This window comes from Flavobacterium glycogeni (assembly GCF_048286775.1).
Classification (GTDB): Bacteria; Bacteroidota; Bacteroidia; order Flavobacteriales; family Flavobacteriaceae; genus Flavobacterium.
In genome coordinates this window covers 1-15896 of the sequence record NZ_JBLVPV010000038.1, presented here as the reverse complement: position 1 = coordinate 15896, position 15896 = coordinate 1, and the positions used below count along the sequence as shown (strand labels likewise).

General features: G+C 34.5%; 11 protein-coding genes and 1 rRNA gene. 4 read left to right on the top strand and 8 right to left on the bottom strand.

From position 1 onward, the window contains the following. The 5 genes from ACNQGX_RS17755 to ACNQGX_RS17735 all read right to left on the bottom strand — a co-directional run. On the bottom strand, positions 1 to 1800 hold a 1800-nt coding region (locus ACNQGX_RS17755), incomplete at its 3' end, for an IPT/TIG domain-containing protein (protein ID WP_417978539.1). Positions 1801 to 2234: 434 nt separating this feature from the next. Beyond that, positions 2235 to 4082: a CocE/NonD family hydrolase gene (locus tag ACNQGX_RS17750; protein WP_417978537.1), complete on the bottom strand. Its 1848-nt coding sequence runs from the start codon at positions 4080 to 4082 to the stop codon at positions 2235 to 2237. 134 nt (positions 4083 to 4216) lie between these two features. Then, on the bottom strand, positions 4217 to 6241 hold the full coding sequence (locus ACNQGX_RS17745) for a protein-disulfide reductase DsbD family protein (protein WP_417978535.1): 2025 nt from the start codon (positions 6239 to 6241) through the stop codon (positions 4217 to 4219). Next, positions 6241 to 7551: a tRNA lysidine(34) synthetase TilS gene (gene tilS, locus ACNQGX_RS17740; protein ID WP_417978533.1), complete on the bottom strand. Its 1311-nt coding sequence runs from the start codon at positions 7549 to 7551 to the stop codon at positions 6241 to 6243. The genes ACNQGX_RS17745 and tilS overlap by 1 nt, the downstream gene beginning before the upstream one ends. Positions 7552 to 7578: 27 nt before the next feature. Then, positions 7579 to 8865 (bottom strand): anthranilate synthase component I family protein, encoded by a 1287-nt coding sequence (locus tag ACNQGX_RS17735; protein ID WP_417978531.1) that lies wholly within the window; start codon positions 8863 to 8865, stop codon positions 7579 to 7581. Positions 8866 to 9054: 189 nt separating this feature from the next. Between ACNQGX_RS17735 and ACNQGX_RS17730 the strand changes: the two genes are divergently transcribed. The 3 genes from ACNQGX_RS17730 (at position 9055) to ACNQGX_RS17720 (ending at position 11797) form a co-directional block, all read left to right on the top strand. Further along, on the top strand, positions 9055 to 10779 hold the full coding sequence (locus tag ACNQGX_RS17730) for a tetratricopeptide repeat protein (RefSeq protein ID WP_417978529.1): 1725 nt from the start codon (positions 9055 to 9057) through the stop codon (positions 10777 to 10779). A 194-nt stretch (positions 10780 to 10973) separates the two neighbouring features. Next, positions 10974 to 11378, top strand: coding sequence for a VOC family protein (locus tag ACNQGX_RS17725; protein WP_417978527.1), 405 nt, complete (start codon positions 10974 to 10976; stop codon positions 11376 to 11378). Positions 11379 to 11416: 38 nt separating this feature from the next. Then, complete coding sequence (locus tag ACNQGX_RS17720) at positions 11417 to 11797, top strand: DoxX family membrane protein (RefSeq protein ID WP_417978525.1); 381 nt, start codon at positions 11417 to 11419, stop codon at positions 11795 to 11797. 94 nt (positions 11798 to 11891) lie between these two features. Here ACNQGX_RS17720 and lpdA read toward each other — a convergent pair whose 3' ends face one another. Together lpdA and ACNQGX_RS17710 are read right to left on the bottom strand one after the other, a co-directional pair. Continuing rightward, entirely contained in the window at positions 11892 to 13295 is a 1404-nt protein-coding gene (gene lpdA / locus ACNQGX_RS17715; protein WP_417978524.1) for a dihydrolipoyl dehydrogenase, read from the bottom strand. A 151-nt stretch (positions 13296 to 13446) separates the two neighbouring features. Then, positions 13447 to 13905: an Lrp/AsnC family transcriptional regulator gene (locus tag ACNQGX_RS17710; RefSeq protein ID WP_417978522.1), complete on the bottom strand. Its 459-nt coding sequence runs from the start codon at positions 13903 to 13905 to the stop codon at positions 13447 to 13449. Between the two features lie 288 nt (positions 13906 to 14193). On the opposite strand from ACNQGX_RS17710, the gene ACNQGX_RS17705 reads away from it, so the two are divergent. Further along, complete coding sequence (locus ACNQGX_RS17705) at positions 14194 to 15414, top strand: aminotransferase class I/II-fold pyridoxal phosphate-dependent enzyme (protein WP_417978519.1); 1221 nt, start codon at positions 14194 to 14196, stop codon at positions 15412 to 15414. 378 nt (positions 15415 to 15792) lie between these two features. On the opposite strand, the gene rrf is transcribed toward ACNQGX_RS17705, so the two are convergent. Beyond that, positions 15793 to 15896: ribosomal RNA gene (rrf, locus tag ACNQGX_RS17700) — 5S ribosomal RNA — on the bottom strand; the annotation flags it as partial.

Here is a 15896-nt window from a genome sequence, read left to right as displayed (position 1 = left end):
TGTTGCGCCATTGGAAAGTAAACCTGTCGGCAATGAAGCATAAGTGTATGAAGCCGGATCTGCTGCGCCATAAACCTTAGTCTGTCCTGCATCGGCCGTTACCGTAATCGGCATTGCATTCACCGTCAAACTAACATTATTACTTGTAACAGTAGAGCAAGTATTTGTAATTATAACATGATACAAATTCCCACTCATAGAAACTGTAGGATTCGCTACAGATAATGAAGAGGATGTTTCTCCTGGAATATCTGTAAATCCTAAACCAGTGTTAACCTGCCATTTATATGTTGGTGCCGGAGAACCAGATGCTATAACTGAAAAACTTGTTGAAGCAACACCATAAGTAACTGTTTGATTTGTTGGTTGTGTTAAAATTGAAGGTGCAGTCTTCACGGTTAGAGTTACCGCATCGGATGTTGAAGATGAACATCCACCATTAACAATTACATCATAGTTACCAGCATCTGCAGCTGAAACAGATGCTATTGTATAGCTTGCTCCATTTGCTCCAGAAATAATTGCAGCATCCTTCCTCCATTGGTAAACCAAACCTGTTCCAGTTGCAGCTACAGAAAATGTAACTGGTTCTCCTACACATTTTGTATCACTCGTTGGTTGACTTGTGATTGGAGGTGAGGAAATTAATCTTATATCATCAATACGAAAATCGGGATTAGAACCTCCAGAAGGGGCAGTATTTCGAAACCTGATCCTTAAATTAGATGTTGCTGGCAATGATTCCGTAACCATTCGATAATACCAACCAGTAGTTCCAGAGCCGGTAGGTAAAGATGCAAAAGATAATGGACTGTAATTACTTCCGTCAATGCTATATTCAACTTTTAATTCAGAACCATTTGACGCAGTAACACTTTTAAAAATTGCAAATGACAATTCCACATTGCTTAATCCACTTGAATTAATTCCTTCAATTTGAAATGAACTTCCAATGCCTGATACACCCTTCTGTAAAAAAACATTTGCATTACCTGATGCCCAAGGGTAATCATTAGATGGTGAAGAATTAGAACTATCCCGAATGTCACCAGTTCCAGACATAGTGTAGGTGTCATTATCAAATCCATCACCAGATTCACGTAAAGAAATAGCAGTATTATTCTGAACATTTCCCATTGATTCATCGAAAATAATATTTGACGGGGTTCTACATACATACGTAAATCCATTTGCCAATGTTGAAGAAGAAGCACTGTTAGGACCATTAACCTGAACTGTTACAGTTCCTACAGGATGAGCTGGGATTGTAATATTGTTTAAAGTATTGTTACTTGCTCTGGTTGCGCTTACTGGAGTAGCATTACCAAAAGTTATTGTATATACACCCGTACTGAATGATGATCCAGCAATTGTTGCTGCTGTAGCTCCAAGAATTGTACCAGCTCTTGGTTTTACTTGTTCAGCAGCATCCGTAAAATTGGTAAAAGCCTGTAAACCGCTTGTTTGCCCAGTGGCTGTTAAAACAAAAGCAACACCTAAATGATTTTCCTTTATTAAAAACAGATCATAATATATATTACCAACGGCATCTGCCACTACAGTTCGATCATGCGAAAGCAGACAAGTAGCCGGCTTGGGGGTTTCATCAAAATGTAAGGTAACGGTTTCCCCAGGAGTCCAGCCGGTACCGGTAATAATCACATACTCACCAGGAGCATAATCATCTTTATCGGTAGTAACCGTAGCTTGAAGTTGCCCAAAAGCAGCACTTGCAAAAAACAAATTTGCAATTAAAAAAACAATCGTTAAAAATCCTGATTTGAGTAGAAATGTTTTCATATTTATTGAATTTAAATAATAAAATAACGAATACTATATGCCTAACTATAAAGATGGGAAACCAACAGAATAAGATTTCTATTGATTTAAATTAAACTCTTTCGTTTTTTTTGATAAAAAAACGTTAACATAATTACTTAATTTTCATTAACTTAAATACTAAATTATGCAATTAAGAATACATTAATCTTATTTTTAATACATTTTCGATTAAAGGAATAAAAAAAACTACCAACTACATATTTTATATTTTTTTAGAAGAAATAAAAAATATAATTAAAAAACATATTGACTTTGATAACAGAATTTTCTATTCTAATTATTAAAATTTTATACCGAAATTAAAGAACAATCCCTTTTGGTTTATAAATAAAAAGAGGCTGTCTTTACGGACAGCCTCTTTGGGTTTTGATATTTGTATTTACTTTTTGTCTTTATTTTAAAACTGTAAACTCAATTTTTGAATCATTATAAATTCTATGGGTTTGTTTTTTAAAATCCTCTGGTTTAGCATAAAATATATTGTCAACAAACGTTTGCGGATTCAAATCAATAAACGGGAACCAAGTACTTTGAACTTGAATCTGGATTTTGTGTCCTTTTTTGAATGTATGAAAAACATCTTGCAACTTGATATTTACAGCCGTTTTCTCATTGGCAACAAAAGGTTCCGGTTTTGAAAAACTATTTCTAAAACGTCCTCTCATTACTTCGCTACGCACCATCATATGATAATTACTCATCTTCAAATATGGAGCAACTTCTTTTGTTTCCGGTTCATCATTCGGGAAAACGTCAATCACTTTAACAATCCAGTCCGCATCGGTTCCTGTAGTAGAAACTTGCAATTTAGCCAAGATTTCGCCAGCTAATGTAGTGTCGTCATTCAAAACTTCCGTTTCAAAAACTAGCACATCAGGACGTCTCGCAGCAAAACGCTGATCATCCGTCATGTATTTTCTTGGCGTAAGCCCTTGTTGTTTGATATCCTCAGAATAAGGAACCGGTTTTTTAGGATCACTAATAAATTCTTCAAAGGCAAAATTCTTCTTTGCCATTTTTGACAATCGGTTATCTTGCAAAAAGAAATCTTGCTTTGCAGTATTTTGTGGAGGCCAAACTGCAAAAGTCTGCCACTCTTTTCTACCAGTATCAAAAACATAGGCTTCAGGTAATTTGTTTTCACCTTTCCCATTATTTTTCAAAAAATGACGAAAGAAATTAGCTTCTATATTTTTTTGATAAAAACCAGAAATACTGTCACCAAAATTAATATTACCAATCACTTGTTTTGCAGAATTTCTAGCCCAATCTCCATGACTCCAAGGTCCCATAACGATTGTGTTATAGTTTTTGCTGCTCTTTTCAATGGCACTATATGTATTTAAAGGACCATATAAATCTTCGGCATCAAACCAACCTCCTACTGTCATTACAGCTGGTTTTATATTTTTTAAATGTTGTAAAATTCCACGTTTTTGCCAAAAATCATCATAACTGGAATGGTCTTTCAGCTGCTGCCAAAATTCATCTTCTTTACCATAATACTTGTCTAAATTAGACAATGGTCCAGCATCCAAGAAAAACTGGTAATCATCATTAGTCCCCGTATTCGTGAATTTATACCAAGGTTCCGTAGTACGTTTTGTTTTTTGAGGACCAAATAATGGAGTTACTTTCCAATAGCTCAACAAATACGCACCATTATGATGAAAATCATCAAAAAAGAAATCAGCAATACAAGCCTGAGGAGAAACTGCTTTTAATGCGGGATGATTACTCAACAAGGAATAAGTTGCATAAAATCCCGGATAGGAAATACCCCAAGTTCCAACATTCCCGTTATTATTAGCTACATTTTTAACCAGCCAGTCAATGGTATCATACGTATCCGAAGCTTCATCGGTATCTTTTTTACCTTTTTTATTTGGAATAAAACCACGCATATTGTCATATAAACCATCACTCATGAACCTACCACGAACATCTTGGTAAACTACAATATATCCCTCCTTCATCATGGTTTCACTTGGAGAAATACTTTTCTTGAACTGATTTTCTCCATAAGGTCCAGAATTATAAGGCGTTCTTTGCATTATAATAGGATATTTTTTAGAAACGTCTTTTGGAGTGTAGATAGAAGTAAATAATTCTGCTCCGTCACGCATTTTGATATGCACTTCTTTTTTGGTATAATTATCCGCAACGTAATTTGCGGCTTTATCTTGGGCAAAAAGAATTGCACCAATAAAAAAAAGAGAAATGCTAAGTAGTTTTTTCATAAGTTTTCTTTGATTAAATAATTTTTAAAGGTAAAAAATCTCTCCAAATAAAACCTACATAAATATAATATTATAATTTACAAAAGCAACGTTTTAAAATGCCTTTAAAGTCTAAATAGAAACAAAAAAAAGGCCTATTTGGCCTTTTTAAATCGATCAATTCCTGCTCTTAACCATCCTTTGTAGGCATTGATATCTGAGTTATAACTTTCCGGTTTATCAGATAACATGTTCTCTTCTACATCTAAAACGATGTAATACGGTTGCGCATTGGCTTTGTATCTTGTGATTTGGAAATCACTCCATTTGTTTCCAACACTTACAATTTCTTTACCCGTTTCTTTGGATACATATTGCTCACTTTTTGGTAATTCTCTTTTATCATCCACATACAAGGAGATTAAAACTACTTCGTCTTGTAATATTTTTAGAATAGCGGGATCAGACCAAACGTAATCTTCCATTTTTCTACAATTCACACAAGCATATCCTGTGAAATCAAGTAAAATCGGTTTGTTTACTGATTTGGCATAAGCCAATCCTTTTTCATAATCTTCAAAAGCTATAAGATCATGTGGCCCTAAATGTGCGCCTTCCGGCAAAATTTGGGCTGATGCATTCGAACCCCCTTTTGAGTTTCCTACACCGTATGGACTTTCACTATAGGTCATTGGTGGCGGAAAACCTGAAATCAATTTTAAAGGTGCTCCCCAAATTCCGGGAATCAAATATATTGTAAAAGCCAAAACTACTAATCCCAAAGACAATCTTCCCACAGAAATATGATTCATCGGGCTATCATGCGGAAGCGTAATTTTTCCGAATAGATAGAATGCCAATGTTCCAAAAATAGCAATCCAAATTACCAAGAAAACTTCTCTTTCCAAGAAATGCAATTGCAATACCAAATCCGCATTCGATAAAAATTTGAATGCCAACGCCAATTCTAAAAATCCTAAAACTACTTTAACGGTATTCAACCATCCACCGGATTTTGGTAATGAATTCAACCAACCCGGAAACATCGCAAACAACATAAAAGGTAATGCTAAAGCCAATGAAAACCCAAACATTCCAATAATTGGGGCAATTCCGCCTTTGGAAGCAGCTTCCACCAAAAGTGTTCCTACGATAGGTCCTGTACAAGAAAAAGATACAATCGCTAATGCCAAAGCCATGAATAAAATTCCAATTATTCCGCCTCTATCCGCTTGATTATCGACTTTATTAGCCCAAGAATTAGGCAGCATAATTTCAAAAGCACCCAAAAATGAGGCTGCAAAAACAACCAATAAAATAAAGAAAATAATGTTAAACCAAACGTTAGTTGAAAGCGCATTTAATGCATCGGCACCAAAAATCCAAGTCACTAAAAAACCTAATACTACGTAAATGAATATGATGGCAATTCCATAAATAATGGCATTTCTAATCCCTTTTGCTTTTGTTTTACTTTGTTTCGTAAAGAAACTTACTGTCATAGGAATCATCGGGAAGACACAAGGCGTAAGCAATGCGGCAAATCCAGATAAAAAAGCGATGAAGAAAATAGACCATAATCCTCTTTGTTTTGAAGGTTTAGAATCAAGAGGAATCCCTTTTTTGGGAGTACTAACTTGCTCTTTAGTTGTTTCAGTTTGGGAAATTACAGTGTCAACTTTCGCAGAATCTATTTGAGTTAAATCAGTTACTACTGTTGCTGTTGTTTTTGAAACCGCAGGAATTGTGAACGTGAAATTTTTCTCTATGTTGATACAAACTTCTTTACAAACCTGATAATTAAAATCTACTTTAATTTCAGTAAGTTTCGGATTCGTAATTGTGATTTCTTGCTGGATCAGAGCTTTCTTTTCGAAGAATGTTTCGTTCACTTCAAATATATCATTAAAAGCGGTTCTCGTCTTGCTTTCTTTGGCTTTACCAACTAAGTTAAAGTTTCCTTTTTGATTTTTGAAAATGATTTCCAGTGGTAACGGTCCACCGTCTGGGGTAAATTGGGAATACAAATGCCAATCATTTTCTATGACAGCATTGAAAGTAAGGATATAATTATTCTCTGATTTTTTTTCTATTTTGGTGGTCCATTTTGCAGGATCAAGAATTTGGGCATTTCCATTGGCAAAAGCCAAAAAAGCAATAAGTAATAGTAGTTTCTTCATTATTCTAATTGTATTTTAAGTCTATTCTTTGTTGTATTTTCTATTCTAAAGCGTTCATCCTGACGAAGACCAATAATCCAGACTATTTGATCATTAGAACATAAAAGCCACGAGTTTTCTTTTTCTATTAATGATAATTTTTCATCTTTAAAAAGCTTACTCACTTTTTTGGATTTACCATTCATTCCAAAAGGTTGAAAACTATCTCCCTCGTTCCAACGGCGCAAAATCAACGGATATTGTAATTTATCAGCGTCAACAAAGATAGCTGAGTTGGTTGTTAAATTAATGTCGACTACTTTACAAAACGTAAGATTTAAGGGAACTTTAACTTCTTTTTGATTTTCATTAATGAAATATTTTTCTTCGTTATTTTCGAAATTTATAGGACTCAAAATTAAAGAATCTCTGTCTTTCAATAATCGGTATTCTGGAGAAAAAATGTATTTCCCAGATTGACTTTCGACCAAATCATAAATATCATCCCACGCCGAGAATTCAAATTCTTTCAGCCATTGGTACAAATACGATTTATAGTTCGGTAATTTTTTTAATTTCTTTAAATCAAAGTAAATATCATCCTCATTTTGCTTTGCTACTTGCTGATAGACCATAATCGAAGCATCTTCAACCATAACTTGTGCTTCTTGCAAATAGGTTTGTGTTTTGTGAAACGATGAAAGGAAATTTGGATTCAATTCCTTTAACATCGGAACCAGATGATGACGAATTTTATTTCGAAGGTATTTATCAGATGCATTACTGCTGTCCTCACGCCATTGAATATTATTTAATCTGGCATATTCTTCCATTTCCTCTTGGCTAAATGCCAAAAGTGGACGAATTACTTTTTCGTTCTGTTCCGGAATCCCTGTCAAACCTTCTAATCCTGTTCCTCGACTGAGGTTGATTAGGAATGTTTCCAGATTATCATCGGCATGATGTGCCGTAAGAATATAATCAAATTTTTCAGTTTCCAATAATTCATAAAACCAGTTATAACGTAACTCGCGGGCTGCAACTTGGGTAGAAATTTTATAATCTTCAGAAAAAGCTTTGGTGTCAAATTGTGTTATAAATACTGGAATATCATTTGTAGCAGCATATTCCTGAACGAAATTTTGATCTTCAAAGCTTTCCATTCCGCGCAATTGAAAATTGCAATGTGCGATTCCAATTTTATACTCTAATTGCTGAAACAAATGTACCATTACCATACTATCTTTCCCGCCACTTGTAGCAAGAAGGATTTTTTTTCCATTCAAGAACTGGAAATTATGAAGCAGATGATTTTGGAATTTCTGTAGCATGTTCAAATTTAATTAATTCATTTTGATTTAGCTTAAAACTTCTCGCATTGCTTTTGCTTTAAGCAAACATTCTTCATACTCCTTTTCAGGAATTGATTGTGAAGTGATGGCGCTTCCAACTGAAAAAGAAACATATTTTTTTTCTTGATTGTATAAAATACTTCGGATAACTACATTGAAATCGAAATCACCGTTTGGTGCAAAATACCCCACAGCACCGCTATATAAACCACGTTTTGTTTCTTCCAGTTCCTCAATGATTTTCATCGCCGAAATCTTTGGCGCTCCTGTCATACTTCCCATTGGGAAAGTTGTTTTTAAGGCATCAACAACGGAATATTGAGAATCCAATTTTGAAGTAACCGTAGAAATCATTTGGTGCACTTGCAAAAAAGAATAAATTTCACATAACTCTTGTACTTCAACTGATCCCTTTTGTGCAGTTCGAGATAAATCATTCCGCACTAAATCCGTAATCATAATATTTTCGGCTCGCTCTTTTGGATCTAAAGCCAATTGTGTTTTTGATTTCTCATCTTCGATTGGATCTGAAAAACGTTTGGCAGTTCCTTTAATAGGTTGCGAAATAATTAGCTCTCCTTCTTTCTTTAAATAGCGTTCCGGCGTAGCCGAAAGTAAAAAATGGTTGTTATTCTTAAAAAAAACAGCAAATGGAGGCTGAGAAATTTCGTTGAGTTTTATAAATTTTTCAATTGGATCAATCGTTGCATTTTCGGCAAAAAACTCCATACAAAAATTAGCTTCATAAATATCTCCATGATGAATGTGTTTCAATATTTTTGAAACCTTTTCAAGATAATTCTCTTTCAGGATTCGTTGTTGAATTTCTATTGTTACTCCAGTTTCGACTTTCGACTTTCGACTTTCGACTATATTTTCAAAGTCTTCCTCAACTTCATCGTCACACATATTGAGATATTTAATTTCCAGTTGATTACCTTTCAATAAAAACAGCTTCTTAGGTTGAAAGAAATACAAATCAGGAAAACCTAGCCCATCAAAATTGGTAGATTGTAACTGCTCAATATCATTTTTTAAATCATACGATAAATAGCCAAAAAGCCAGTCTTTGGTACTTTGTTGGTATTGTTTTAAATCCTCAAAAGCATTGTAATAATCAGTCTTTATAGAGGTAAATGCATCAACCGCAAGAACACAATCATAACTGGAATACTGTTGCGGGTAGTCATTGCTATCCAAAAAAATGATTTCGCGAAATTGCTGTGACCAAAATAAAAGTTGCTCTTTGAACAGTTTTGGATTTTGAATAGTTTTTATAATAGATGTTCTCAAGCAGAATATAATTTGAAAATCAAAAATACGATAAATCTATCATTAAACTTTAATTGAATAGTATTTGTGATACTATTGGCTCAGAAAATTAGGATTCTTTCTGGATAATTAGGTTTAAAAAAAGTACTACTGACTTTATTAAATTTCGTAATTTTATATGTAAACATTTGTAAATAAAATCAAAAGGATATGAATAAAATTTTAATCTTAATCGTGATTGCTTTTGTTTTTTCTTGCAGAAAAGAACCTCAGAAAAATGTGGATGCAGTAATCGAGAAAGCTAAAAAACCTTCTTATGGATGTGCGCCACAAACTACTGATTCAGATTGGTATTTAACAAATAATAAAGCCCCTATTTTTAAAGGTCTCGATGTTATTGATTATCCGATAACAACAAAAAGTACTGAAGCCCAAAAATATTTCAACCAAGGATTGGCTCTTTCTTATGGTTTCAACCATGCTGAAGCGGCGCGTTCGTTTTACTATGCCACAAAACTGGATCCGGAATGTGCCATGTGTTTTTGGGGATTTGCGTATGTTCTTGGCCCAAATTATAATGCCGGCATGGAACCGGATAATTACGAGAGAGCCTATAAAGCTGTTCAAAAAGCGATGAAACTTCTAGACAAAGCTTCGAAAAAAGAGAGGGCATTAATAAAAGCATTAGCTAAAAGATATACCGAGAAACACCTTGAAGACAGAAGCAGTTTGGATATTGCCTATGCTGCCGCGATGAAAAAAGTAAATAATACGTTTCCAGAAGATGCCAATATCAATGCATTGTATGCAGAATCTATCATGGATTTACATCCTTGGGATTTATACGAAAAAGACGGAACGCCGAAGAAATGGACGATGGAAATTGTTTCTCTATTGGAGAAAATATTAAAAAAGAATCCTAAACATATCGGTGCAAATCATTTTTATATACATGCGGTAGAAGCATCAAATACTCCCGAACGCGGCAACAATGCTGCCAAGGTTTTTGATGACGGATTGGTTCCGGGATCCGGGCATTTAGTCCATATGCCTTCCCATATTTACATCAGAACGGGTGAATATCATAAAGGCACACTAACCAACATTAATGCCATAAAAGTAGATAGCACCTATGTCACAATGTGTCATGCCCAAGGTGCTTATCCTTTAGGTTATTACCCACACAATTATCATTTTATGGCAGGAACTGCAACTTTGGAAGGCAATAGTAAATGGGCAATGATAGCTGCCAATCAGGTATCTAAACATGCTCATCCAAAAATAATGACAGAACCCGGCTGGGGAACGCTTCAGCATTATTATGTGATTCCTTATTATGTTGCGGTGAAGTTTGGAAAATGGGATGATATCTTTAAAATGAAGTTAGTTACTGACACTTTAAAGTACCCCGTTGCTGTTAGGCATTACGCAAGAGGCATGGCTTATTTGGGAAAAAAAGATTTGAAAAAAGCCAAGCAAGAACTGTTTCAACTTGAAGAAATTGCAAAGGATAAAAAACTGGAACGAATAACAATTTGGGAATTAAATTCGGTCTATACTTTAATACAAATTGCCAAACTGGTTTTGAAAGCAGAAATAGTAGCCAGTGAAAAAAATTACGCTCAAAGTATTGCATTGCTAAAGGAAGCAGTTGCCATTGAAGACTCCTTAAATTATAATGAACCGCCTGACTGGTTCTTTTCCGTGAGACACCATCTTGGAGCGGTACAAATTGAAGCAGGAAAATATCAGGATGCCGTAAAAACGTATGAAGCCGATTTAAAAGGATTGCCAAAAAACGGATGGGCGCATCACGGACTCCAACTCGCCTATGAAAAGATGAACAATAAAAGAAAAGCCAAAGAAATCAAAAAACGTATTGAAAAGAGTTGGGCCAACGCAGATACAAAAATCACAACATCGCGAATAAAGTAAAAACGCCCGAAAAGCGATTTCATTCTATAATTTGAACCATCCCAGAAATGGGATCTTTTGCATATATTTTATTACTATTATGCTTATTTCTCCTAAATTAGCAACAAAACATAAGAAAATTTAACTATTTTTTTTGTAAATTTACAAGTAGTAATAACTTTATGTATATTTAAAGCATTAAATTATTTCATATCATGGCTTCAAAAATTTTCGTAAATCTAGCTGTAAAAGATCTTAAAAAGTCAATTGAATTTTTTACTAAATTAGGATTCACTTTCAATCCACAATTTACTGATGAATATGCCACTTGCATGATTATAGGAGAAAATATTTTTGCGATGCTAGTTACTGAGCAACGTTTTAAAGACTTTACCAAAAAAGAAATTTGCAACGCCCATAAAAATACCGAAGTTTTACTTGCAATGGATGCTGATAGTAGAGAAAAAGTAGATGAAATGGTCAAAACTGCAGTTGATGCCGGTGGTTCAATTTATATGGAGCCACAAGACCATGGGTGGATGTACGGACATAGTTTTGCCGATTTAGATGGGCATCAATGGGAAATTTTCTACATGGATGAAAGTGCAATTCCCAAATAATTATTCTCAAATATGTAACCTCTAAAACACCATATACTATGAAAATCGCAATTATTATTATCCGAACCTTAATTGGACTTTTGTTACTTTATGCGTCTGTTAGCTTCTTTCTAAAACTAGCACCAGAACCCGAAGTTACTGGAAATTTCAAGGCTTTTAATGTGGGTTTAGTTGCATCTACTTATTTAATCCCGTTGGCAAAATCAATGGAATTACTTTGTGGACTATCCTTTATTACCGGACGATATGTTACGTTAGCCAATATTTTGATATTACCTATAACCATAAACATTTTATTTATTAATTTTTTCTTGTCCCCTGAAGGAATACCAATTGCCTTGTTCTTATTTTTAGGAAATTTGTTTTTAATTTACAGTCATTGGGAAAATTATAAAGGTTTATTTGTGGCTAAAGGCTAAATAGACTCACCTCATACCAAATAAAAACCCGCTCAATTGAACGGGTTTCTTTATTTTAAAACGAGATTTATTTATTTAATCTCAGATTCTCTAATTACACATGCAAAGCTCTATTGTCAGTAGCGGCTAATGCAGCTTCTTTTATTGCTTCTGCAAATGTTGGATGTGCATGAGACATTCTTGAAATATCTTCAGCAGATGCTTTGAATTCCATTGCAGTAACCGCTTCAGCTATTAAATCAGCACAACGGGCTCCAATCATATGAACTCCCAACACTTCATCTGTTTTTGCATCAGCAAGAATTTTTACAAATCCGTCTAAATCTCCACCTGCTCTTGCACGACCTAAAGCTTTGAAAGGAAAGCTTCCTGATTTGAATTCTACACCAGCTGCTTTCAATTGCTCCTCGGTTTGTCCCACTGCAGCCACTTCTGGCCAAGTATAAACCACTCCCGGAATTAAGTTATAATCAATATGTGGCTTTTGGCCTGCCAATATTTCAGCAACCATTGCTCCTTCTTCTTCTGCTTTGTGCGCTAACATTGCTCCACGAACAACATCACCAATTGCATAGATATTAGGAACTGAAGTTTGTAAATGATCGTTTACTTCAACCATTCCTCTATCTGAGATTTTCACTCCTGCTTTATCAGCATTCAATCCATCTGTATAAGGACGACGTCCCACAGAAACCAATGAATAATCTCCTTCAAGAGTTATCGTTTCTCCTTTTGCATTTTCAGCTTGAACAACAACACCTTCGCCATTTCTTTCTACAGATTTCACTTTGTGTGAAACGTAGAATTTCATGCCTTGTTTTTTCAATACTTTAGTCAATTCTTTAGACAATGAAGCATCCATTCCTGGAATAATTCTATCCAAATATTCCACAACAGAAACTTGCGCTCCCAATCGTAAATACACTTGACCTAATTCAATCCCAATTACTCCACCGCCAATAATCACCAAATGCTTTGGTACTTCTTTAAGTTTCAAAGCTTCAGTAGAAGTGATGATTCTTTCTTTATCAATTTTGATAAATGGTAAAGAAGATGGTTTTGAACCCGTAGCGATAATGATAGTTGCAGCTTCGATAGTTTCAGAAGTTCCATCTGCTTTTGCAACTGCAACATGTGTAGCATCAACAAATGAACCCAATCCTTCAAGAACTGTAATTTTATTTTTGTCCATCAAAAATTTCACACCACCAGAAGTCTGGTCAACAACAGCTTGTTTACGTGCAATCATTTTTTCTAAATTCACTTTTACTTCACCAGAAACTTCAATTCCGTGATCTGCAAAATGAGCAATTTCACTAAAATGATGAGAAGAAGCAAGCAATGCTTTTGAAGGAATACAACCTACATTCAGGCAAGTTCCTCCAAGAGTGGAATATTTTTCGATAATTGCTGTTTTGAAACCCAATTGTGCACAACGAATTGCTGATACATATCCGCCTGGTCCAGAACCTATAATGACTACGTCAAATGAACTCATAGTATATTTTTTTATTGTGTTTTTATAAAATGTTGCACAAAATTAAGGAATTAAGTTTTGTTTAAAGTTTAATTCAGAAGGTTTTTTGTTATGATTTTTTAGTAATTAACATTTACATATCATTGAATATCGCTTTAAATTCACATTTATTCTAGATATCTACAACCGTCGTGTTTTTTACTTCGCTAATCATGAATGTGCTGTGTGTACTTCCTATATGTTGCAATGTGGTCAGTTTTGTAACCAAAAACTCCCGATAGGCTCCCATATCTTTTACTACTATTTTTAGTATATAATCATAATCACCACTCACATGATGGCATTCAAGGACTTCTTTAAGTTTCACCACTTCACTTTCAAATTTGGTAAGAAACTCTTTGGTATGTTGTATCAATTTAAGATGACAGAAAACCACAAAACCTTTTTCGACTTTCGAACGATTGATTAACACGACATACTTATCGATAATTCCTTCTCTTTCCAGTTTTTTGATCCGTTCGTAAACAGCTGTAACAGAAAGATTGAGTTTTAAAGACAATTCCTTGGTTGTTTTCTTGCTGTCGGATTGTAATAAAAAAAGCAGCTTTTTATCTATTGAATCTAATGTCATTGTATTAAAAATTTGAATTGATAAATAATCTATAAAATTCTTATTTGAGAAGCTAATTTAGAAAATTAAATTACATTATTTATATTTAATAGTTTTAAAATCTAATATCAAACAATATGATTGATTATTAATCTAGAACACTGTTATTTTGAATAGATTTTATACACAACGAAATCCCATAGCCCTGATATTCGAATTGCTCTCGCAATTACCTTTTACTTTTTTCTTTAAAAAGTAAAAGATATAGCGAATAGCAGGAATAGCTTCAAATAACAATAAAAAACAACTATGAAAAATTTCAATCCCGCAGACAACATTCAGGATTTACAGTACTTTGGCGAATTCGGTGGCGTAAATCCATCGATTTCAGATTCCTCAACCTATACTTTCTTATCGGCAAAAACAATGTTCGACACTTTTGAAGGCAATATGGAAGGCTGCTATTTGTATTCCCGTCATTCCTCCCCGAGTAATTTGTATTTAGACAAAGCCTTGGCAGCGATGGAAGGAACGGAAACAGCAAATGTTTCCGCATCAGGAATGGGAGCGATTACACCTACGCTGTTGCAATTGTGCGGTTCGGGAGATCATATCGTTTCCAGCAGAACAATTTATGGTGGAACCTATGCTTTCTTGAAGAATTTCACCCCAAGATTAGGCATCAAAACTACTTTTGTTGACATCACAAAATTAGACGTTGTGGAAGCTGCAATTACTCCGGAAACTAAAGTTTTGTACTGTGAGACGGTGAGTAATCCTTTACTGGAAGTCGCTGATATTACTGGTTTGGCAAAAATTGCTAAGAGACACAATTTAACGCTTGTGGTTGATAATACTTTTTCACCCTTATCAGTTTCTCCTGCAAAATTAGGAGCTGATATTGTGATTCACAGTTTGACAAAATACATCAACGGAAGCAGTGATACTGTGGGTGGCGTAACGTGTGCTTCTCAGGAATTTATTGATAGTTTAAAAAACGTGAATAGTGGTGCCAGTATGTTACTTGGTCCAACGATGGATAGTTTACGTTCTGCCAGTGTAATGAAAAACTTGCGCACGCTACATATCCGAATGAAACAACACAGTCATAATGCGATGTATCTTGCAGAACGTTTTGAAAAAGACGGCCTAAAAACGGTTTATCCTGGTTTGAAAAGTCACCCAAGTCATAAACTGTATTCGTCAATGATTAATCACGAATATGGTTTTGGTGGGATGATGACCTTAGATGTTGGTACTTTGGAGAAAGCCAATGCATTAATGGAATTGATGCAAGCCAAAAATCTGGGTTATCTGGCAGTAAGTTTAGGATTTTACAAAACCTTATTCAGCGCACCGGGAACTTCAACTTCTAGTGAAATTCCCATGGAGGAACAAATAGAAATGGGATTGACTGATGGCTTGATTCGGTTTTCTATAGGTTTAGATAATGACATTGAAAGAACGTATCAAATGATGAAGAAATGCATGACGGAATTGAATGTAGTAACATCAATTTTGGCAGAATAGTTTATTTTTTTTATTAAAAAAAAGCAGCAAAATATTTTGCTGCTTTTTTTGTTGTTTAGTTTTTCGTAATAATGAGTATATTAAGTAAAATGATTGAAACCAATAATATTCAAAATCATTGAGAATACTATTCTTCCATACTCTTTTTTGGTTCTAATCAACGACTATGTAAGCCATTTTTAGAGATTTTAAATTTCAATCTATTTCTAAATTACTTAAATTCAACGATATATAAAATTCAACTATTTAAGAACAAAGAGATTTAAGAGTTATATAATTAATTTAAAAGACTCTGTTGATAAACCTTATCAAACGCAAAAAATCCTCATCAAATTCATGATGAGGATTTAATAGAATCTGAAACAAGTTCAGATTAAAGAAAGGCGACGACATACTCTCCCACATAACTGCAGTACCATCTGCGCAGGCGGGCTTAACTACTCTGTTCGGGATGGGAAGAGGTGAGCCCCGCCGCAATAACC

Bases quoted from the DNA above. Each gene is read 5' to 3' on its own strand.
- ACNQGX_RS17750 (WP_417978537.1), bottom strand. From the start codon at position 4,082: ATGAAAAAACTACTTAGCATTTCTCTTTTTTTTATTGGTGCAATTCTT.
- ACNQGX_RS17745 (WP_417978535.1), bottom strand. From the start codon at position 6,241: ATGAAGAAACTACTATTACTTATTGCTTTTTTGGCTTTTGCCAATGGA.
- tilS (WP_417978533.1), bottom strand. From the start codon at position 7,551: ATGCTACAGAAATTCCAAAATCATCTGCTTCATAATTTCCAGTTCTTG.
- ACNQGX_RS17730 (WP_417978529.1), top strand. From the start codon at position 9,055: ATGAATAAAATTTTAATCTTAATCGTGATTGCTTTTGTTTTTTCTTGC.
- ACNQGX_RS17725 (WP_417978527.1), top strand. From the start codon at position 10,974: ATGGCTTCAAAAATTTTCGTAAATCTAGCTGTAAAAGATCTTAAAAAG.
- ACNQGX_RS17720 (WP_417978525.1), top strand. From the start codon at position 11,417: ATGAAAATCGCAATTATTATTATCCGAACCTTAATTGGACTTTTGTTA.
- lpdA (WP_417978524.1), bottom strand. From the start codon at position 13,295: ATGAGTTCATTTGACGTAGTCATTATAGGTTCTGGACCAGGCGGATAT.
- ACNQGX_RS17710 (WP_417978522.1), bottom strand. From the start codon at position 13,905: ATGACATTAGATTCAATAGATAAAAAGCTGCTTTTTTTATTACAATCC.
- ACNQGX_RS17705 (WP_417978519.1), top strand. From the start codon at position 14,194: ATGAAAAATTTCAATCCCGCAGACAACATTCAGGATTTACAGTACTTT.